The 20441-nt window shown below is 70.1% G+C and carries 20 protein-coding genes; 11 read left to right on the top strand and 9 right to left on the bottom strand.

The annotated features are described in order from the left end of the window. Positions 1 to 32: 32 nt before the first annotated feature. The 3 genes from AMK19_RS17425 to AMK19_RS17415 all read right to left on the bottom strand — a co-directional run bounded on the left by AMK19_RS17425 (position 33) and on the right by AMK19_RS17415 (position 3293). Positions 33 to 1181 carry an AAA family ATPase gene (locus AMK19_RS17425; protein WP_073812695.1) on the bottom strand — a complete coding sequence of 383 codons (1149 nt, stop codon included), beginning with the start codon at positions 1179 to 1181 and terminating at the stop codon, positions 33 to 35. Beyond that, a complete protein-coding gene (locus AMK19_RS17420; RefSeq protein ID WP_241844450.1) occupies positions 1178 to 2440 on the bottom strand; it encodes a DUF262 domain-containing protein in 1263 nt (420 codons plus the stop codon). The genes AMK19_RS17425 and AMK19_RS17420 overlap by 4 nt, the downstream gene beginning before the upstream one ends. A 112-nt stretch (positions 2441 to 2552) precedes the next feature. Continuing rightward, the gene (locus tag AMK19_RS17415; RefSeq protein WP_073812694.1) at positions 2553 to 3293 is read right to left on the bottom strand and encodes a FadR/GntR family transcriptional regulator; all 741 of its coding nucleotides are present in this window, start codon (positions 3291 to 3293) and stop codon (positions 2553 to 2555) included. Between the two features lie 54 nt (positions 3294 to 3347). On the opposite strand from AMK19_RS17415, the gene AMK19_RS17410 reads away from it, so the two are divergent. The 4 genes from AMK19_RS17410 (at position 3348) to AMK19_RS17395 (ending at position 8663) form a co-directional block, all read left to right on the top strand. Continuing rightward, complete coding sequence (locus tag AMK19_RS17410; protein WP_073812692.1) at positions 3348 to 4121, top strand: gamma-glutamyl-gamma-aminobutyrate hydrolase family protein; 774 nt, start codon at positions 3348 to 3350, stop codon at positions 4119 to 4121. After that, positions 4118 to 5551 carry an amino acid permease gene (locus tag AMK19_RS17405; protein WP_083646953.1) on the top strand — a complete coding sequence of 478 codons (1434 nt, stop codon included), beginning with the start codon at positions 4118 to 4120 and terminating at the stop codon, positions 5549 to 5551. Before AMK19_RS17410 ends, AMK19_RS17405 begins: the two co-directional genes overlap by 4 nt. Before the next feature lie 149 nt (positions 5552 to 5700). Then, positions 5701 to 7233, top strand: a complete 1533-nt coding sequence (locus tag AMK19_RS17400) for a flavin monoamine oxidase family protein (RefSeq protein WP_073812691.1) — start codon at positions 5701 to 5703, stop codon at positions 7231 to 7233. A 77-nt stretch (positions 7234 to 7310) separates the two neighbouring features. Beyond that, positions 7311 to 8663 (top strand): glutamate-cysteine ligase family protein, encoded by a 1353-nt coding sequence (locus AMK19_RS17395; protein WP_143200250.1) that lies wholly within the window; start codon positions 7311 to 7313, stop codon positions 8661 to 8663. A gap of 2 nt (positions 8664 to 8665) precedes the next feature. Here AMK19_RS17395 and AMK19_RS17390 read toward each other — a convergent pair whose 3' ends face one another. Continuing rightward, positions 8666 to 9649: a RimK family alpha-L-glutamate ligase gene (locus tag AMK19_RS17390; protein ID WP_073812688.1), complete on the bottom strand. Its 984-nt coding sequence runs from the start codon at positions 9647 to 9649 to the stop codon at positions 8666 to 8668. Between the two features lie 225 nt (positions 9650 to 9874). On the opposite strand from AMK19_RS17390, the gene AMK19_RS17385 reads away from it, so the two are divergent. The 6 genes from AMK19_RS17385 to AMK19_RS17360 all read left to right on the top strand — a co-directional run bounded on the left by AMK19_RS17385 (position 9875) and on the right by AMK19_RS17360 (position 14783). Beyond that, positions 9875 to 10696, top strand: a complete 822-nt coding sequence (locus tag AMK19_RS17385) for a lipase family protein (RefSeq protein ID WP_073812686.1) — start codon at positions 9875 to 9877, stop codon at positions 10694 to 10696. A gap of 342 nt (positions 10697 to 11038) precedes the next feature. Further along, entirely contained in the window at positions 11039 to 12166 is a 1128-nt protein-coding gene (locus AMK19_RS17380) for a helix-turn-helix transcriptional regulator (RefSeq protein ID WP_073812684.1), read from the top strand. A 96-nt stretch (positions 12167 to 12262) separates the two neighbouring features. Next, complete coding sequence (locus AMK19_RS37285; protein ID WP_241844449.1) at positions 12263 to 12706, top strand: hypothetical protein; 444 nt, start codon at positions 12263 to 12265, stop codon at positions 12704 to 12706. Between the two features lie 324 nt (positions 12707 to 13030). Beyond that, complete coding sequence (locus AMK19_RS17370) at positions 13031 to 13273, top strand: hypothetical protein (RefSeq protein WP_073812681.1); 243 nt, start codon at positions 13031 to 13033, stop codon at positions 13271 to 13273. 90 nt (positions 13274 to 13363) lie between these two features. Continuing rightward, a complete protein-coding gene (locus tag AMK19_RS17365; RefSeq protein WP_073812680.1) occupies positions 13364 to 13852 on the top strand; it encodes a hypothetical protein in 489 nt (162 codons plus the stop codon). Positions 13853 to 14105: 253 nt separating this feature from the next. After that, positions 14106 to 14783 (top strand): JmjC domain-containing protein, encoded by a 678-nt coding sequence (locus AMK19_RS17360; RefSeq protein ID WP_158071917.1) that lies wholly within the window; start codon positions 14106 to 14108, stop codon positions 14781 to 14783. Positions 14784 to 14790: 7 nt separating this feature from the next. On the opposite strand, the gene hemC is transcribed toward AMK19_RS17360, so the two are convergent. Continuing rightward, positions 14791 to 15759, bottom strand: a complete 969-nt coding sequence (hemC, locus tag AMK19_RS17355) for a hydroxymethylbilane synthase (RefSeq protein ID WP_073812677.1) — start codon at positions 15757 to 15759, stop codon at positions 14791 to 14793. Between the two features lie 559 nt (positions 15760 to 16318). Between hemC and AMK19_RS17350 the strand changes: the two genes are divergently transcribed. Then, positions 16319 to 17317 (top strand): DUF3103 family protein, encoded by a 999-nt coding sequence (locus tag AMK19_RS17350; RefSeq protein ID WP_241844448.1) that lies wholly within the window; start codon positions 16319 to 16321, stop codon positions 17315 to 17317. Positions 17318 to 17570: 253 nt separating this feature from the next. Here AMK19_RS17350 and AMK19_RS17345 read toward each other — a convergent pair whose 3' ends face one another. The 4 genes from AMK19_RS17345 to AMK19_RS17330 all read right to left on the bottom strand — a co-directional run bounded on the left by AMK19_RS17345 (position 17571) and on the right by AMK19_RS17330 (position 20378). Beyond that, positions 17571 to 18665, bottom strand: coding sequence for a methyltransferase domain-containing protein (locus AMK19_RS17345; protein ID WP_073812675.1), 1095 nt, complete (start codon positions 18663 to 18665; stop codon positions 17571 to 17573). Next, on the bottom strand, positions 18662 to 19618 hold the full coding sequence (gene tgmB / locus AMK19_RS17340; RefSeq protein ID WP_073812674.1) for an ATP-grasp ribosomal peptide maturase: 957 nt from the start codon (positions 19616 to 19618) through the stop codon (positions 18662 to 18664). Before tgmB ends, AMK19_RS17345 begins: the two co-directional genes overlap by 4 nt. Positions 19619 to 19642: 24 nt before the next feature. Beyond that, positions 19643 to 19906: a putative ATP-grasp-modified RiPP gene (tgmA, locus tag AMK19_RS17335; RefSeq protein WP_241844447.1), complete on the bottom strand. Its 264-nt coding sequence runs from the start codon at positions 19904 to 19906 to the stop codon at positions 19643 to 19645. Between the two features lie 178 nt (positions 19907 to 20084). Beyond that, positions 20085 to 20378 carry a hypothetical protein gene (locus tag AMK19_RS17330; protein ID WP_073812672.1) on the bottom strand — a complete coding sequence of 98 codons (294 nt, stop codon included), beginning with the start codon at positions 20376 to 20378 and terminating at the stop codon, positions 20085 to 20087. Positions 20379 to 20441: the final 63 nt, after the last annotated feature.

Genomic DNA, 20441 nt, shown 5'->3' with positions numbered 1-20441 from the left:
CCTTTGGTCTTGCCGAACTGACAGGCGGGCGTTCAGCCCAACAACTGGTCGAGCGTGTTCTCCGACTCGTCGAAGAATCCCTCCGGCCATTCGGAGAGCGATCCGTCGTCGGTGACCGTGGGGGTGATGATCTCCACTCCGGCTCCGTTGCCCCGGAAGAAGTGCACTGCGGTGTCCGCTGCTGTCAGACGCCCTTGCTTGACGGCCAGCCGGGTTCCGTCGAGTACGTGGTCGCTGTGGGTCTCAACGATGAGCTGGGCGCCGGCGGACGCCGCGGCGGCGATGAGTGAGGCCATCCTGGACTGGCCGCGTGGGTGGAGATGGGCTTCGGGGTTCTCCAACAGAATGAGACTGCCGGGCCCGGCGGTGAGGCACGCCACGACGATGGGAAGGGCGTAGGTGAGACCGAAGCCGACGTTGGTCGGGCGTCGGCGCCGGGTGGAGTCCAAGCCGGCAGTGCCACCGAATCCGAAGCTGAGGCGCACCGAGTCGATCCCGGGAATCTCCGAGGCTTCGAGGTTGACCCCGGGGCACAGTTCCTGCATCCAGGCGACGACCTGGTCGAGCAGCGTGTGCCCGTCTGCCTGCGGATGCCGGAGCGAGCGGCCGTCCGGTACGACGTCCTGTGCGTGGTGCCTCAGATAGTTGACGGCATGTTCACCGCGCGCACCGAGGAAGCCTCGGCCGATGGCCTGATGATGAGACCGGGGGTAGGTGGTGGCCGGTGTGATCCGGTCGGCCTTGAGGTACTGGAAGCGGCGGGAGAACAGGGGGAGATCACCCCAGTCCGTCGGACGTGGGGAGTTGTCCAGCAACAGGACATCCTGCTCCGGCGCGTACCGGGCGGACCAGGCGTACGACTCCTTGTCGATGGTGTCGAATGCGACGGAGATGAGTGGATCCGTGCCCGGCCGTTCGGTGGTGAAGTCCTCATGCAGGAGATCCTGGCCTGTGCCCAGTTCCACGAGGTCGCCGTCGAGGAGGAAGCCCCCGCGGCTGTCGGCGTCCCCATCGGTGGACATGAGGATGCCGGAGTCGTACGACTGCCGAAGCAACGCCAAGGATTGCAGGACCGTGCTCTTGCCCGAGGAGTTGAGGCCGGTGAGGAGCGTGATCGGAGCCAGCCGGATGTCGGCGGCCCGGAACGCCTTGAAGTTGGTCAGTGACAACTGTTCGATCACTGGCTGCTGCTCCCGTTGTTCTGCAGGACGGTGCTGAAGAGTTCGTGGACCTTTGCGAAGCGGCCGACAACCTTGGCCCGGTCGCCGGTGCCCACGGACACGGCCCGCTCGAAGTTCCGGTCGGTCATGAGCTGTTGAAATCCCTCGACCACCTGCTCGCGGGAGCGTACCAGCGCGGCTCGCCGAGGCTCCGAGAGCGCGGCCAGATTCACGGAGACCGTTTCGAAAATGGCTTTGTTCACCGGTGAGCGTCGGGTCTGGCCGGGGAACTGCTTGCGGAAGGCGTGGCCTTCGAAGATTTCCTCAGCCGTGGCCATGGCCCGGCGGAAGTCTTGGGCGTGATCCTCCCGCTCGTCATCGGTGAGCCGATTGACCTGGCGCATGGTGCGAGCGAGGAACTGGTCGAAGTCCTGGCTGCGGAACCGGCTGGGGTCGGCGAGTCGGAAGGCCAGGTAGCGCAGCACCATCTCGCGGTCCGCCATCCGCTCGCTGTAGACGCCGTGGCCGGTCGCCGAGGCGAACTCCGGCGATTCGGCAAGCGAGGACAGGAGCTTCCGGGCCGGGCCCGGGATGAGCGCGTGTCGGATCTCCTGCCGGGTCAGCGGGAGGCCTCCCGTGTTGATACGGGCGAAGATATTGAACTTGACCTCTTCGGGTGTCCCCGGGCGGATGAGGTGGACAACGACCTGGCTTTCATTGAGGCGAATCTGCATGCGCCCCGAAAGATCGTTGTACCCCTTGCCCTCAAAATCGTCCTTGAGGTACTCCAGGCCGCGCAGTTTCAGCGGCCCGGAGTCGATCCCCGACTCCGCCAGAGCTTCGGGAGCGATGAACCGCGCGATCGCGGTGAGGCGCTGGATGCCGTCCACGATCGCCCAAGAACTGTCCTGGGCCCACGAGCTGTCGGTGAGTTCGGAGGCGTAGAAAGAGGGGATGGGGATCCGCAGGAGCAGGGACTCGATCAGCCGACTCTGCTGTTCGTCCGACCAGATGCCTGCCTTGCGCTGGAAATCCGGGGCGAGATCGATCATTCCGTTGATCAGCCGGGAGATCAGCAGGTTGATCGTCGGGTTGAGGGTCTGAATCTCGATCTTGGACGGATCGTACGGTGCCGTGATCCGGTCGTCCGCACTGCCCGGCTCCTCGTCGGGCCGCTCCAACTCCACATCAGTGCTCCGCCCACCGGCCCCGATCTCCACCAGGACGTCATCACCCTCCTCGGCGGGAGCACCGGTCAGATAGCGGCTGTACAGGGACAACTGGTGGTCCTTCGACTGGGGCGCGCGGGTGCTGCCGCTTTCCTCTGGAGACATGTCTGTGCGTCCGTTCCCTCTTTGGAGTGGCTCCCTCTCGATCGGCATCGATTCTGCCTCACGGCTGTGATTCGGCCGGCTCCTGCACGAACGGCAGGCACAGGTCGGCGGTGGCCTCCGCGTGGACGGCGAACTGTCGGCGGGCCAGGGCCGGGTCGCGGGCCTCGATCGCGCCGGCCAGGGCGCGGTGGCGCTGGTCGGGGGTGCTGCGGGAGCCGGTGCCGCCGGGGTGGCCGGCGAGGAGCCGGGTCAGTTCGTGCTGGATGCCCTGTTCGGCCTCCAACAGCCGCCGGGAGCCGGAGAGTTCGGCGATGTGCAGGTGCAGTCCGGCGTCCGCGGTGCGGTATGCCTCGGCGTCGGCGACCACCGCGTCGGCGGCGAGTTCGAGTGCGCGCATCCGGTCCAGGCCGGCGTCGGAGGCCAGCCGGGCGGCGCGGGCGGAGGCCTCGCCGGAGACGGCGATCCGCCAGGCCGTCAACTCCTCGATGTCGGCGCGGGTGTAGGGGTGCAGGGCGGTCAACTCGCCGATCCGGGTGAGGATGTCGGGGACCACGAAGGTGCCGGCGCCGCGGCCGCGCCGGGTCTCGATCAGGCCGTCCTCGCGGAGCACTGCCATCGAGTGCCGGACGGTCATCACGGCGACGCCGAACAGCTCGGCGAGGGTCTTCTCCGGCGGCAGGCGGTCGCCCCCGACCAGGATCCGTGCGCCGATCAGTTCGCCGAGGCGGCGGGCGATGGCTTCGGCAGCCCCCGCCGCACGCACCGGTTCGATGTGTTGCGTCCAGCTCTTGCCATCCATGAAATCTATCTTCTAGATTTCGCATCTCATCCGCAAGCCGTTCAGGGAGAGCCTATGAGCGTCACCGATCACCCGGAACCCCTCATCGGGATACCTGTCCGCCTCAGCGACGGCGACGCTCCAGGCGCCGACGTGCGGATCGGCGAGGCCAACGCGATCTTCGAGGAGGTCGTCGGCCTGATCCGGGCCGCCGGCGCGCAGCCCGTGCTGCTGGAGCCGGACGCCGACGGCAACCCGTCGGCCGAGCAGCTGGCCGCCTGCGCGGGCTTCGTGGTCCCCGGCGGCGGGGACGTCGACCCGGCCCGGTACGGCGAGGACGCGAACCACCCGTCGCTGTACGACGTCAACCCCGTGCAGGACCGGCTCGACGAGGCCGTGCTCCGGTACGCCCTCGACCACCGCCGGCCGATGCTCGGCATCTGCCGCGGCATGCAGCTGCTCAACGTCCTTCGCGGCGGCACCCTGCACGTCGACATGGCGCCGACCGGCGTCACGCACAACCCGCCGGCCGGCGTCGAGTGGGCCACCCACGAGGTCGCGCTGACGGCCGGCACCAAGGTCGCCGAGGCGTTCGGCCGCGAGCGGATCGCCGTCGCCTCCGGGCACCACCAGGCGGTGGACCGGGTCGGCGAGGGCCTGCGGGTCTCGGCCCGCGCCGACGACGGCTGCGTCGAGGCGATCGAACCGGTCGACCCGGAGGCGGCCTGGACGGTCGGCGTCCAGTGGCACCCCGAGGCGCTGGAGCCCGTGGAGGAGCTGCGGCTGCCGCTGTTCCGCGCGCTGCTGAACCAGGTGGAGACCCGGCACGGAGTGGAGCTGCGATCGTGAGCGACGTCAGAGAGAACACCGGGGCCCAGCTGCTGGAGGACGCCCACGACACGGCCGTCGCGGCCGGCGGGGCACAGCTGTCGCGCAGCCTGCTCAGCCGCCACATGACCATGATCAGCATCGGCGGCGCGGTCGGCGCCGGGCTGTTCGTCGGCTCCGGCGTGAGCATCCAGCAGGCCGGCCCCGGCGTGCTGATCGCCTACGCGCTGACCGCCGCGATCGTCATCGTGGTGATGCGGATGCTCGCCGAGATGTCGGTGAGCCGCCCCGACACCGGCGCCTTCGCGGTGTACGGCCGGATGGCCTTCGGCCGCTGGGCCGGGTTCGCCAGCGGCTGGATCTACTGGGTCGGCTGGCCGCTCGGCATGTGCATCGAGTCGATCGCCGCCGGGCGGATCGTCCACGGCTGGCTCCCGTCGCTCCCGGTGTGGCTGATCGCCGTGCTGATGCTCGGGGTCGTCACCGCCGTCAACCTCGGCTCCGTTCGCGCCTACGGCGAGATGGAGTTCTGGGTGGTCTGGGTGAAGGTCGCCGTGATCGCCCTGTTCATCGGTGTCGGCCTGGTCGCCGTCTCCGGCCTGCTGCCCGGCACACCCGCCCCCGGCACCGACAACCTGCTCGGCCAGGGCGGCCTCCTGCCGATGGGCTTCAGCGGCGTCGTCATCGCCACCTCCGGCGCGATGTTCTCCTTCTCCGGCACCGAGATCGTCACGATCGCCGCCGGCGAGGCCGAGGACGCCGCCGCCGCGATCCGCAAGAGCACCCGCACCATCCTGTGGCGCGTCACCGTGTTCTACCTCGGCTCGCTGTCCGTCGTGGTGCTGCTGCTCCCGTGGAACAGCGCCGCCGTCGGCGAGAGCCCGTTCGCCGCCACCCTGGACCACCTGGGCATGCCGGGCGCGTCCACCGTGCTGAACATCGTGCTGTTCGCCGCGATGCTCTCCACCATGAACTCGCAGGTCTACGCCAGCTCCCGGATGCTGTTCGCGCTGGCCCGCGACAAGGACGCGCCCGCGCTGTTCGCCCGGATCTCCCGGCGCGGCGCCCCGCACACCGCGATCCTCTTCACCTCCGCGCTGGCCGCCCTGTGCCTGGTGCTCCAGGTGACCCACCCGACCGAGGCGTTCAGCCGGCTCGTCGACATCACCGGCGACACCGTCTACGTCACCTGGATCGGCATCGCCGCCTCGCACCTGGTGCTCGGCCGGAAAGACCGCTCCGACGGCCGCCGCCCCGCCGAAGGCACCGCCGTCTGGCTGTTCCCCGGCCTCACCTGGGCCGTGCTGCTCGCCCTGCTCGGCCTGTACGCGGTGATGATCGTGCTCGCCGAGTCGCGGGTCGATGCCCTGCTGGCCCTCGCCCTCACCGTGGCCGTGTCGCTCGCCGGCCTCTGGCTCCAGCGCAAGCAGGGAGCGACGACTCCGGTCTGAGCCCCGAGAAGACGGCTGTCGTCGGGCCACCGGGATGCGAACCCGGCGGCCCGGTGGCACGGTGTGCGGGAGGCGCGGTGAGGTCCGGTCACGGACGGTAGCGGGCAACGGTGGGGCCGCCGCGCGGTACGCGCACCGAAGGGGTCCCGATGTTCGACGCCAGTTTTGCGTTCCCCCGCGCCCTGCTCACACCCACTGCCGGCCCCGGCGGCCGGGTGGTCGTGATCGGCTCCGGCATCGCCGGCCTGGTGTGCGCCTACGAGCTCCAGCGGCGCGGCTTCGACGTGGTGGTGTACGAACGCGGCAACCGGCCCGGCGGCCGGATCCGCACCCACCGGTTCTGGGACGGCACGCACGCCGACCTCGGCGCGATGCGGATCCCCGCCAACCACCACTGCGTCCTGCACTACGTCGAACGGTTCCGACTGGCCACCCGGCCCTTCGTCAACGCCAACCCGCAGGCCTACTACCACCTGCGCGGCAACCGGGTCCGGGTCCACGACGTCGCCTCGCTGTTCCCCGCCTTCGCACTGCGACCCGAGGAACGGCACGCCCCGTCCGCGCTGTTCGACCGTATCCTCGCCCCCGTCTGGCAGGGCCTCACCGTCGAACAGCAGCGCCGCGCCCTCGACGGCCGGTGGGACGACCCGGCCCTCGAACGCGCCGCCTCCGTCTCGCTCTGGCAGTACGTGCACGAGCACCTCTCGCAGGACGCCTGGGACCTGTTCGGCCACGCCAGCGGCCTCGCCCACTACGAACAGTCCTCGCTGCTGGAAGTCCTCGTCGACTACTTCGGCCTGTTCCACCGCGGCCAGGTCGAACTCGCCGACGGCATGGACGCCCTGGTGCACGCCTTCGTCCGGGCGCTGCGCCCCGGCACCCTGCGGCTGTCCACCCGGGTCGACGAACTCGCGCTGCGCGGCGACGGCGTCCGGATCCACGGCCGGCAGATCGGCGGCCGGCTCGACGACCACGCCGACTTCGTGGTCTGCTGCATCCCCGCCCCCGCGCTCGACCAGATCACCGTCACCCCCGGCCTGCCGCACGCCCAGCGCCACGCCGTGCGCGGCATCAGCTACGCCTCCAGCGCCAAGACCCTGCTGCACGTCACCCGCCGCCGCTGGGAGATCGAGGACGGCATCCACGGCGGCGGCAGCTTCACCGACCTGCCGATCCAGCAGTGCTGGTACCCGTCCGACAACGCCGTCCGCACCGACGGCGGCGTCAACGGCTCCGGCACCCCCCGCTGGGGCGCCGCCGACCCGCTGCGCTCCGCCGAACCCGCCGTGCTGCTCGCCGCCTACCTGTGGGGCGCCAACGCCCGCCGGTTCGCCGCGCTCGAAGCCGCCGACCGGGAGGCGCTGGTGCTGGACTGCCTGGAGAAGCTGCACCCCGGCATCACCGGCGACATCGACGACCTCGTGCACTGCAACTGGGACGTCCAGACCGGCATGGGCGGCGGCGCGTTCGCCCACCTCACGCCCGGCGAACACACCCGCTACCTGTCGGTGCTCGGCGCGCCCCACCCCGCGCACCGGCCGCGGATCTTCTTCGCCGGCGAACACCTCTCCGGCGCGCACGCCTGGTGCCAGGGCGCCGCGCAGTCCGCGCTCGGCGCGGTCGGGACGCTCCTCTCGCACGCCCGGGACACGCGCGCCGCCGCCCCGGTGAGCGCGCCGTGACGGGACGCGCCGCTGAGCGCGCGGTGACGGAACGCACTGGTGAGCGCGCGGTGACGGGACGCGCCGGTGAGCGTGCCGTGACGGAACGCACTGGTGAGCGCCCCGTGATGGAACGCGCCGAACTGCTAGCCCCGCTGGCGCCTCCTCCCGGCGCCGTCGAGCAGGTCGGCGTCGAGGTCGAGTGCGGACTGCTCGACCCGGCCACCGGCATCGGGGCGCACTACTCCGGGCCGCGCGGCGTCCGCGCCGTCCTGGAGGCAGTGGCCGAACACTGGGGCGGCGAACCCGAGTGGGACGGCGACTGCCTGACGGGCGTCCGGCTGCCGGACGGCAGCACCGTCACGCTCGAACACGGCGGGCAGATCGAGTACTCCTCCACCCCCGGGCCCGGCGTCGGCAAGACCATGGACGAGGTGCGCGCCGCCCTCGCCCGGCTCGCCGACCTGGCCGCCGGCTTCGGCCTCGCCCTCGTCCCCGGCGGCAACCTGCCCTTCGGCCGGCTCGCCGACGTCGAATGGGTGCCGATGTCGCGCGGCGCCCTGATGCGCCAGTACTTCGCCGACCTCGGCCCCGGCGGCGCCCGCGCCCCGCACGTGATGGCGCACTCGCTCTCCACCCAGGCCACCCTGGACTTCCTCGACCCCGCCGACCTCACCCGCAAACTGCGCATGCAGACCGCCGCCGCCCCCGTGATCTCCGCGCTGCTCGTCAACTCGCCGCTCCACGAAGGACGTTCGGGCGGGCTGCTGTCGCACCGCAGCTGGGCCTGGCTGCGCATGGACCCGCGCCGGGCCGGCCTGCTGCCACCCGGACTGCGGCCCGACGTCGGCGCCGAGGACCTCGTCGACTGGGCGCTCGACATCCCGCTGATCCACTACCGCACCGACGACGGCCGCTACCACCGCGCCCCCGACCGCAGCTTCGCCGAACTGCTGCGCGACGGCCTCGACGACGCCCCGCGCCGCTGGGCCGCCCACCTCTCCCAACTGTGGACCGACACCCGCGTCCGCCACACCCTCGAACTGCGCGGCGCCGACGGACCGCCCCACCCCCACCTCGGCGCCCTCCCCGCGCTCTGGACCGGACTCAGCTACCACCGCGAATCCTGCGACGCCGCCTGGGAGTTGACCGGCCACCACAGCGCCGCCGAGCACCGCGCCGCGCGCGCCGGACTCCCCACCCGCGGCCTCGACACCCGCCTCGGCGGCACCCCCGTCCGTCCGCTCGCCGCCGAACTCCTCCGCCTCGCCCGGGCCGGCCTCGACGCCCGCGTCGCCGCCGGCCTCGAACCGCCGCACGTGCCCGGCTACCTCGACCCGCTCGACGAGATCGCCGCCACCGGGCGGACCTTCGCGCAGCAGACGCTGGCGCGGTGGGGCGGCGAGTTCGGTTCTGACGCTTCGAAGTACGTTGCGGCATACCGGATCTGACGCTACGGCAGGCTTCGCGACGGCAGGCGCTTGGCGATCGCGGCGACGAGGGCGGGGGTGACGTCCGGCATCCGGTCGCCCCAGGCGGCGTTGGCGTTCACCTCGCAGACCGTGAAGGCGTCGCCCTCGGGCTTGGCAGCGTTTCCCCCGGCCGTGGAGGCGTTGGCCTCGGGCGTGGCAGCGTTGCCTTCCTCGAAGAGCAGGTCGACGCCGCAGAACACCAGGCCGAGCCGCTCGGCGGCCCGCACCGCGAGCTGCTCCGCCGCCGGGTAGCGGCCGAGGCAGGCCTCGAGGACGCCGCCGCCCGCCGTGTTCGACTGGAGGCGGCCGTCGGGCGCCCGGCGCTCGCCGGCGGCCACCACCCGTCCGTCCACCACGATCACCCGCAGGTCGCGGCCGTGCGAGTGCCGCACGTAGCGCTGGAACAGGAACGGCACGTCGGTGCGCAGGCTGCCCTGGAGGTCCGCCACCGTCGCGGCGTCCGGGGCCAGGAACACCCGGCGGCCGCCACTGCCGCGCACCGACTTCACCACGCACGGCTCGGGGATGCCGGCCGCCACCGCCCGGCCCGGGTGGGCGTCGGTGTGGGTGCGGGTGTCGGGGACCGGCAGGCCGGCCTCGGCGAGGCGCTGGAGCTGCCAGAACTTGTTGACGCAGGTCAGGGTCGCGTCCATCGGGTTGACCAACTCGGTTCCGAGTGCTTCGAGTTGGCGCATCAGGGTGACTTCGCGGTCCATGCTCAGCGAGGTCGTCGCGAGGCGGACCACCGCCACCCGGGGCGGCTCGATCCGGCGGCCCGTCAGGTCGTGCAGGGTCAGCTTCCCGCCCGTCACGCCCAGCAGCAGCCGGTCGGTCGGCACGGCCGCGAACCTCGGGCCGAAGGCCTCGGCGAGGGCGGCAGCGAGGCGATGCGTCGTCGGGGCGTCGCGGACGAAGGGGCCGAGCAGCAGCCACAGATCGGCCTCGGGACTGGGGTCGGCCGCCACGAAACGCGCTCCAGGGATTGGCAGTTACGGGATCGTCCCCATCATCCGGGCCGTGCGCCCGCCGCGACAACCGCCCTCATGGCGCGCGCCCCCTCGGGCGTGACCACTGCCCGTGTGCGCGGACCGCGCTCCGCAGCGCCGCCGTGTCCGACCCCCGGTTGCCGGGCCACGGCCGCCGCCGCGGCGCACGATGGCGGCCACCCCTCCGGAAAGGACACACCTCCCGTGGCCGTCCCCACCACGCTCGACCAATCCGTCACCGGCTACAGCCTCCCGCACGCCTACTGGCTGGCGAAGGCCGCTGACCTCGCCTACAAGGACGACGCCACCATCGACCAGCAGGCCCACGACTGGGGGCTCCCGACGGTCCGCCACCACTTCACCGCGTTCACCCCGCCGTTCCCGCTCCAGGACACCCAGGCCTACACGGCCGCCAGCGACCGGATGATCATCACGGCGTTCCGCGGCACCGAACCCAAGGAGATCCGCGACTGGCTCTCCGACGGCACCACCCCGCCCTGGCCCGGCCCGGCCGACACCGGCTACGTCCACTACGGCTTCGCCGAGGCGCTCAACTCGGTCTTCCCCACCGTCCGCGACACCATCGCCGACCTGCGCGACAACGGCCAGACCCTCTGGTTCACCGGCCACAGCCTCGGCGGCGCCCTCGCCATGCTGGCCGCCGCCCGCCTCTACCTGGAGGACCCCAAGCTCCAGGCCGACGGCGTCGTCACCTTCGGCCAGCCCCGCACCTGCGACCGACTCCTCGCCGCCGCGTACAACAAGGGCTTCAAGGACCGCACCTACCGCTTCGTCAACAACAACGACATCGTCCCCCAACTCCCACCCGAGCCGGCCTTCACCCACGTCGACACCGCCCGCTACATCGACTCCGCCGGCCGCATCCACGACAACGCAGGCCTCCTCGGCACCCTCCCCGACCACGCGAAGGGCCTGACGGCCGACGCCTTCGCCCCGGCGAGCGACGGCATCCGGGACCACTTCATGCGCAACTACCTGGCGGCGCTGGAGAAGAACCTGAGTTAAGGGCTGTCCCGTAATCGCCGATGGCGGTCAGGGCGCCTTCCGCGTCGCGCCGCTCCGAGTGGACGTGAAGATCAGGGAAACCCGCGCAGCACCACACACGCCCCGCCTTGTCCTGCCCACGCGGGCGGTCGGGGCGGGGCCTTGCCGTTTCCGGGGTCTTCTGGGTGCGCTGGTCGACCGTGCCGTGGGGTCACCGTTGTCGCCGGCAACCGCGTCGATGCCTTCGGGCCGACGCCGTCCTGGCGGTCGAGTTGTCGCGATTGGCTGCACAGGTGCTGCGTCCCCCGCAGGGGGGAATCAAGTGGAGGGCCCTGTGGTGCGGTCCGGCGTAGGCTGCCGGTCATGACGACGGCGGTGGGGAGTCTGATCGAAGAGTTGCGCCGTGGACTGGGCATGTCTCAGGACCAACTTGCGGCGAAGCTGAATGAGTTGGGCAACCGTACGACGGTGACACGGCAGTTGATCAGCCGGTGGGAGAACGGATACCAGGGACGGAAGCCCGGCCCGCTCTGGCTACGTCATTTGGCTACCGCCTTGCAGGTGCCCCTTCACGCTCTTGAGAGTGCGGACGTGAACCGACGATCCTTCTTGACGAACGTTGCCGCGACAGCCATAGCGCCCGCGACTGCCTCGGACTTGTTGTCCCACGGCTTCGCGACTGCTCTCCGCGGCGGGCCGTCCCTGGACGACTGGCAGGAACGGCTCTACATCTACGGCCGGGACTACATGTCGTCCGGTGCGGAGGAGATCCAACGCCGTCTCGCCGCGGACATGGTGGTGCTGCAGCGGCAAGCCGAGGGCCCGCGCATGTGGGAGGTGGCCGCCCGGCTCGCAACTCTGTTCGCCAAGACGTTCCCTGGCACCGACGCGGCACGAACCACGGGTTGGTACGGCATGGCGGCAACTGCAGCCGACCGGTCCGACGACCAGGCTGCTCGGGTATGGGTGCGGGGGCGCGCTGCGATCGCACTCGGCTATGAAGGCGCATCGCTGGCGGTCGCGGAACGGTTCGCCGACCAGGCTCTGGCGGTCGACTCGCGGCCGTCCCTCGGCCGACTCAATGCGCTCATGGGCAAGGCACACGCTGCCGCGATCCGCGGCGACCGGCGGGCAGCTTTGCAGCTCAACGACGAGGGGTGGCGAGTCTTCGAGCGGGTTGCCTCACCAGCGGACGAGCAGTCGGACTACGCGGTGCCCGAGTGGCGGATGAACGTCTTTTCGTCTCTGCTGCTCGCTCGGCTCGGTGAGGAGAAACGGGCCGAACACGCTCAGGAGCAAGCACGCTTGTTGCTTCCGCCCTCACTTCCGCGGTTCGCCACGCATCTTGAGCTGCATCGCGGCCTCATGCTCGCTCAGGCAGGCGATCGTGTCGGCGGAGTGGCGTATGCGCGGGCGGCGCTCAGTCAACTTCCTTCGAACAAAAGATCCCTGACGCTACGTCTGTTGATGGCTGAAGTGGAAGCGGCCTAAAGGGCCTGGCTACCCCAAGCGGCTACCCCCTGTCCGACGACCTGTTGTGGCACGCAAAGTTGTGTCCCCGCACGGTTCGGAGCGATCGGGGACAGCGTGACCAACGAGCTACTTGCACAACGTCGGGCAGAACACTTCGAGCAGGCGCGTACGGCATGCGCCTACCTGGGGAGTGCGCTCAACTCCATCGGTGTCGCACTGCCGGGACTCAAGGTGGAACAGACGGAGTCGGGCGACTGTCGGCTGGCACTCGGCAGCTTGGACATTGACCCCGGCAAGGAGCTGGCGTTCGCCGTTCTCACAGGTGCGTCGGTGCTCCACGCGATCAAGGCGGTCCCGACCGCCGGCGAACTGCTGGTCGACACGTCCACGGGCCGACTCGGCAGGTTCCGCGGTATGGAGGGCGAACGGTGGCGGCTCGCCGGGTCCTTCGGCAACGGCGAGCCGTGGACGGCCGATCCGCTCAAGGTAAGGGAGCCGACCGTCAATGAACGGGTCCGTGCGGACATGGCGGCCGTCATCGGTGGCAAGGCGGGGTAAGCGGTGACGCGCTTGACTGCCTTGACGGGCCTTGTGGTGCTCGGATTTGGTGCTGCACCGGCTGGCGCGGTGCTCGCGTTCGCACTGCCGGCTGCGGTGGGTGGCGTGCCTCATCGCCATGGCGCTCGCCGTGATCGGGGGTTGCAGGCCGATACGTCGCACGAAATCGCCAGCACTGTCCGGTGGACACATGCCCCGGCCTTTCCACCGAGTAGCCCCCGACAACTCCCGTTCGGGTCGCGTGCCAACCCCGCGAGCGAAACGGGTGCAGCACCCGGCCGGTCACCCGATCGACCGGACACTCGATCATCCCTTGGAGGAGAAATGAAGACCAACCTGTACGAGTTGCCGACCGAAGGCCTGGTGCTGGCCAAGGTGTGCGGCGGCAACAGCGGCGACGGCGAGTCCGAGTCGTGCGCGACCATCGGTGCCATCCCGGGCCCGGTGGACGCCTACGCCCTCGGCGACAGCAAGCTGGGCGATGGTTCGCCGCTGCTCCGCTTCACCGGGGCCGAGCTGGACGCCCTCGCCGCCCGGATCAACGCCATCCGGGGCGCGGCGGCCTGAGTTCCAGACTGACGCACCACTGAATCACACGGGGGTTGTTGGTCCGAGTCTCAGTCGGACCAGCAACCCCCGCTCCGTGGAGGATAGCCCGTGACGAATCTCGCCCACTTCCACGGCTACGGCCCGTGGCTCGGTAGGCCCGATCAGTACCACGCCGAGTATCTGCGGCGCCCCGCCCCGTTCGACACAGCGTGGCAAATGATGGTCTCCGGTATGAAGGCGCCGGACCAGGAAGCGCACATGCCGTTCGAGCAACGGACGATTCCGCCCATGCAGACAGGGCATTGGCTGCTGCGTCGCCCGTCCTGCCTTGCGCGGCAGACCTGGGCGGAGCCCAAGGAAGCCGCCGAGTGGCTGGCCGGCATGTACGACCAGTACCCGCCGGCCCAGCGTACGGACGGGGCTCCGGTGGATATCGGAACCGCGGCAAAAGTGGAGTACGCCACGATGGCCCTTACCCACGGCACCGACGTGGTGTGGGTCCACTACCTGTCGGGCGAACGCATGTTCAGCGCTTCGGTGGTCGCATGCCCGAACCGGTTCCACCCCCGTACTCCATGCCCGCACCCTCTCTCGTGATCGGAGAAGACTGCATGGCGCTTGCCACGCTGGTCGGTCCCCAGGGGGCCGAAGCACTGCTACGTGACTGCCCGATCGAACCCGCGGTGTACCGTCGCGGCGGGTCCGAGTTGGACGAGCGGATCACGCTTCCGCTCATGGGGCCTACATCGACCACGGGCTGACGGATCCCGCGTTCACGGCCGCCGTGAAGGATGGGAAGGCTGCGCACCCGGGACGGTTCTCCCGGGACGGCAAATTGCGGCCCGGGAAGTTGCGGGAGCTGTTCGAGGGCGGGCACACGGTCAATCTGCGGCACCTGCAGACGCGAGTGCCGTACCTGGCCGAACTGTGCCGCGAGATCGAAGCAGAGACCGGATGCACGATGTTCGTCTCGGGCCTGGTCACCCCGCCCGGCGCACAAGGACTCACGCACCACTGGGACCAGTTCCTGGCCGTGGTGACACACCTTCACGGTCGCAAGCGCTGGCCGCTGTGGCGTCCCGAAGTCCAGTTCCCGGTGGACGAGTACCTTGCGTCCCCCGCCATGTGGACGGCAGAGATGCAGGAGCGGTGGAACAGCGCCGAGCCGTACGCGGTGTACGACCTGGAACCCGGTGACACGCTGGTCATCCCGCGCGGGTGGGTCCACAGCCCGCACTGCCTCCCGGACGATCCCGATCCCTCCCTGCACCTGACCTTCGCCCTGCGGGAGCGCATGTCGCTCGACCTGGCGGAAGCCCTGGTGCGTACCGCGCTCGATCGCCCCGAGTTCCGGGCCGGGATCGCACCGTGCCGGCTCACCCCCGAGAACCTGCCCCACACACTGGCAGACACGCAGGCACAGATAGTTCGGTATCTGGCCACCACTTCCCCGGCGGACGTCGCGGACACCGTCCGTGCGGCGCTGTTCCCGGAACCCACCGGAAGGGTCACGGGCGGGGTCAGGTGACGGCGGGTCAGTGCGGGATGCCCGCGATGATCTCGCGTGCGCCCTGGCGGAGGAGTTCGGCGGCGACGCGGGCCCCGAGGACGGCGGGGTCTCCCCGGTGCTCGTCCCACATCATCGCGTTGGCGAACTTCGAGCCCTCGCGGTCGAACACCATGCCGCGCAGGGACATCTGCCCGTCCGGCTCCGTGGTGCAGTACGCGGCGATGGGGCTGTTGCAGTGGCCGCGAAGGTTGTGGAGCAGCACGCGTTCCGCGGTCACCTCCCGCTGGGTCTTCGGGTGGTTGACCTTCTCCAGCAGTGCCGTCGTGGCGCGGTCCTCCTGGCGGCACTCCAGTCCGAGGACGCCCGCGCCGACGGCGGGCAGCATCTCGTCCATGCCGAACACGTAGCCGGACCGTTCGATCCCGAGCCGGGCCAGTCCGGCCATCGCCAGGACCGTGCCGTCCGCGTGGACGTCGATCTTCCGCGTGCCGTCCAGCTTCTCCAGCCGGCTCCCGACCGCGCCGCGTACCCGGACGACCTTCACGTCGGGGCGGGCCCGCAGGATCTGCGCCTTCCGGCGGACCGCCGACGACAGGATGATCGCGCCCGGCGGCAGGTCGGCGAGAGTGCGGTGCTCGGAGCCCTCGGGGAACAGCAGCACGTCCCGTACGTCCGGGCGTTCCATGTAGGCGGCAAAGACCGGCCCGCGCGGCAACGGCACGTCCCCGGGCACGTCCTTCATGCAGTGGACGGCCAGGTCCACCGTTCCGCCTTGCAGCATGGCGTCGATCTGCTTGGTGTACAGGCCCTTGCCGCCGAGCTGGGCGAGGTCGCCCTGCCACAGGTCCGCTTCGGTGGTCACCGGCACGACCTCGGCCACCAGGTCGGGGACGTGTGCGCGCAGGGCGGCGATCACCATGTCCGTCTGGGCGAGGGCGAGCGGCGAGCTACGCGTGCCGACGCGCAGGGTCCTGCCGGGGTACTCGGCCGTCATTGCGGTCTGTCCTTCCGTTGCGGGTCTCTTGATAGGTAACGCGTCCGGGCCACTCGAGAGGCGCACGGATTCGAGCGGCCACGGCGGGGTGCAGCAGCCGGCGGACGCCGTCCGCGTCCGCCCGGTGCCGGGAGAACAACTCCCGTGCCTGCACAGCGATTCGGTCCGTCGCGCGGAATGTCCCCCGGGGCCAGTTCTCCGCTTCGCGCCCGCGCAACTTTCGCGCGTACCTGCCAGACATTTCGGGTGTTTCGTGATCGACCGTACTGGACGGTTGCATGGGGTCTATTCGCGTAGACGTCCAATGCCTCACCATGGGTCCGCTCCAGGAACCAACTGCGTCGGACCCGACCCGGGTTCGGCGTCCATGGCCTGCCCGGAAGTCGGGTGGGCGGCGACAGGTGGAGGCTCCCTCTTGTTCTCCCTGCACTCTGCACGGCGGCTGCGTACGGTGGTGACCGGTCTGGCGTTGACCGGGCTGGCCGTGACGGCGGCTCAGGGGTTCGCTTCGGCGGCGCCCGCTCACGAATCGAAGCGCGTTGCGGCGCGGGCCTCGGCTGTGGACGTCATCGAGGACGGCGCGGCGCGTTCGCTGGCGCTGTCGCTGGGCGACAAGGCGTGGCAGCGTCAGGTCTCGGGTGCGGTGGCCCAGGGCAAGGCGGTCGGGCTGCACGGGCTGACGGCCGGGTCGGCGACGAAGGGTGCGGCCGGGTTCGGCGGGCACATCGCCAAGGCGGACCGTCAGGTGGCGGACGCCAAGGGGCTGGGCGCGGACGTCGATTCGCTGCTCCAGGTGCGGCTGGTGGGCGCGGCCGCCGAGGGTGTCGAGCCGCTGGTGGCGTCCTCGCCGTCGGACGACAACGCCGCCGTGGTGGTCGCGTACGACAGCACCGGCAAGGCGTACGAGCTGGCCGCCGACCATGCGCCGGACCGGCCGGTCTACCTGGTGGACGTGGACACCGACAAGGCCACCGAGGCCGGGATGAAGGTGCTGCAGAAGGAGCTGTCCGCCGCGGGTCTGCAGAGCCCGGTCGCGGCCGCGCCGGTGAACAGCGCTGCGGCCGCCACCGGGTTCTGGACGACCCGGGTCACCTCCGTCACGGTCAACGACGTGAAGGAGCCGTGGTTCAAGGGCGCCGCGGAGATCTTCGACCTGGTGACCGGCTTCGGCCTGGACGGCAAGGTGCGGGTCGACACCGTGACCATGCCGTACCTGGACGACGCCAAGAAGACGTACTACCCGAACCAGATCCTGGTGAACTGGTCGCTGTACAAGTACAACCTGGCCGACGTCGTGATGATGGAGGACGACGGCAACACCAACTACTCCTCGCTGGCGAAAGCGCTGGCGGCGGTGCTGCTGACCATCACCGACCAGGGCGCGTACATCCCGCTGGTGAACGCCGTGATCGACGCGATGCCGTCGTCCTGGTGGACCGACGACCCGGACTACGTCGAGTCCTGGTACACCCTGGCCACCACGACGACCGGCACCCGCACCGGCGCGTCGGGCAACGGGACGATGACGTTCGACCGCTACTGGGTGTCCGCGCTCTGACGGGTCGACGGGAATGCGCCGTGCGCCGGCGGGAGCTGTCGCTTCCGCCGGCGCCCCGGTCGTGGCAGGTCGACCCCCGGATTGGGGGCGGAGCGTCCGGAGGTGGTGTGATGTGACGCCGACTCCCGAGGGGCCGGCCCGAGGCCGGCCGCTACCGGCTGGCCGCCGACTGACTGAAGGTCTGCGTCCGGGGCGCCGCCGGCGGGCGATGGCCCGGACGTGCCGTGAGGAGCCGCGGTGGGTTCCGCTCGGGTCAGCCCAGCTCCCAGAGGGGTCCTTCGGTGTCTGCGACCGATGCCCACTGCCGTCCCGCTTCGACGGTGAGCCGGTACCGGTCGCGGGTCGGACGCCCGGCGGCCCTGTGCGCCGTGATGGCGGTCTCCACCGTGTCCAGAATCCTTCGGGGCCCGGACTGCCGTGCGATGCCGCATCGCAGCTCGGCCCACGCCCCGTCCGGCTGCCAGATGTGCACAGCGGTGATCTTGCCGGCGTCGTCGTAGGTATAGCGGTGCATCGCCCGGGGCAGGGCGAGCGTCAGAAGGAAGTGGACTCCGTCGTCCAGCAAGTCCGTGGGCGCCACGGAGCACGGACGTGAGCTGTAGGTGTCCGGCAGGGGCGGTGGAACAGGCGTCGTCCCGGTGCCGCCGATCCCGCGAACGGGCATGAAGAAGGCCGCGTCGGGGAGGAACGCTCCCGAGGCGGTCCCGTCGTCCCGGACCACGAGTCGCACGACTCCGCCGCCGACCGGGCACACGATCACACCGCCGGGGCGCAGTTGCGTGAGCCATACCGGGGGAACGCTGGAGAATCCGCAGGTGGCAATCAGCCGGTCGTACGGGCCTCCGCCGGGATGGCCGATCCGTCCGTCGTCGGCAAGGACCGTGGGGCGGTATCCGGCCCGGGCGAGGCGTTGCTCGGCGTCGTGGGCCAGGTCCGGGTCGATCTCGATCGTGGTCACGTTCTCGTCGCCGACACGGTGACTCAGGAGAGCAGCGTTGTACCCGGTGCCGGTGGCCACTTCGAGCACCTTGTTGCCGTCGGCCACATCCAGGGCTTCGAGCATCAACGCCATGAGGGTTGGCATCGTTGACGAACTGGTCGGAACTCCGCCCGTGTCGAACCGGGTCAAGAGGGAGTCGTCGCTGTAGACCGTGCTCAACCACTGGGGGTCGTCGGGCGTCAGGTGGACGGGGCCGTTCTGCGCGCCGACGGCGAATCCTCGAACGAATGCCTCGCGCGGAACGGTGGCGAACGCCTCGTGCCAGCGGTCGGACTTGATGGCACCGGTGTTCCGAAGGCGGTCGGCAAGCTTGAGACGAAGGTCGGCCGGTGCCGTCGGGAGAGTCATCGGGGGACTCCTTCGAGGAGGTTCGCAAGGGCGGTGGTGATCGGTTTGCGGAGGTCCGGGACGAAGCCGAACTGACCGTTGGGGTTGAGGTCCACGAAGAACCAGATCCCATCGTTGTCAACGAGGAAGTCCAGTGCCGCGTAGCGGAGTCCGAAGGCGGCCATCAAGGACCGCACGCCGTCGGCGACCACTTCGGGCACGCCGCACACCTTGTAGGTCAAGCTGTCGTAGTCGGTTCGGAAGTCGATTCGGGACGCCTCCGACCCGGCGTGGATCTCGGCCGCGAACAGCTCTTCCCCGACCGCTGTCAACCGCACCTCATGCGACTTGTCGACCCACCTCTGGAACTGATGGGCGGTACATGAGACCCCCGTGTCGATCTCCTCGGCGGCCACACGGTTGGTCCAGAGAACAACCCGTCCATCGTCCTCCTGCGGCGGCATGGTGCTGCCGAGAGGCTTGTACGCGGCTACCCCGCCGGGGAGTTGACGGACGAACCGACGAGCCCGGTCCGGTTCGTTGGTGATCAAGGTATTCGGGACGGTCAAGCCGGCGCGGGCAGCCGTAGCGAGCGCAAGCGGCTTGAGGCCCGCTCGCCGGTTGGCGTGGGGGTGGTTGACCCACACGCAATCCAGGGACGCCAGCACGCCGCCAAGGCCTGCCATCGCCTCCGCCCGCGACCACTCGCGGTCGGCCTCGGCCAGGTCCGCCGGCAGTCGGTAGTCCGACGGGCGTCGGTAATACACGGAACGGATGCCGGGCATGGACACATCCCGATGCTGACCGCGCACCCTTCCACACCATCCCTGACTGCCCATCACAGCCGTGAGCGACAGCTTCGCGGGGAAGTCGCCGGGGTCGATCCGTACGATCGGGGTATCTCGCCGGTTCAACTCGGCGATCACCAGATCGGCCGTGGGGTCGAGATCGGCGGTCAGCACCAGAACGGTCACCGTTCGGTCTCCTGTCGTGTCAGCTCACTGGTCGATGGTTGGCGCGGTGTCGGAGTCCATCCACTTCTGGTGATCGGTCTCGGTCTGGTACTGCGTCTGGCTCGTCGTACTCGTCGTCATCGACGGCGTGTGGACGAAGATCTCGTTGTCCAGGGTCACGCTGACCTGCCGCTCCGGGCACAGGGTCAGGGTGTGAAGGGTCTCGTCCGTGGTCGGGACGACTGGCACGGCCTTCGTGAGACCGAACGGCCTCATGCTTTTGGGGCGCTCAGCGGTCTGTGTGGACACGACCAGCACTTCCAATCTTTTGGTCGATGGTGGTTGTCTGTACGTCCCGCCCTTGCGGTGGCACCGATTCCGTCCGCCGGGACGGGTGTTGCCGGTCCTGATCACTTCGCAGCGATTCCGGATCGGCGCCGCCCGGGGAACCGGGCGGAGTCTGTGATGCATGTGGTCACGTGCAGCTTCACGAGGCGTCCCGCGGAAGGTGCGCGTCGGTGAGGTGGGAGTCCCGGTTGCGTTCCCGAAGCTTCGCCTCAAGTTCCGTCGGGCCCTCGGTGATCCACTCCAGGGGAACGCGCCACTCCTCGCCGCCACGGAGCGGCCGGAGGTGGACGAGGCCCGTCCACGTGCCCATATATGCGCCGGTCTGCCCGGTCCGGCCGTCGGTGACCAGCTCCCCGAAGGCCGAGGGCTGGTAGGGGTTCGCCGGCAGCAGCTCCTTGAGGGTTCGCGCTTCTGTGGGCTGATCTACAGTCATGACACGATCTCCGTAAGGCTGTTCGGCTCCGCTCTGCTTCACCGTGAGTAGTTCCAGCGTGGT

It is taken from the genome of Kitasatospora sp. CB01950 (genome assembly GCF_001905465.1).
GTDB lineage: Bacteria > Actinomycetota > Actinomycetes > Streptomycetales > Streptomycetaceae > Kitasatospora.
Note: the sequence above shows the minus strand (reverse complement) of the source record. Positions and strands in the feature narration are given on the sequence as shown.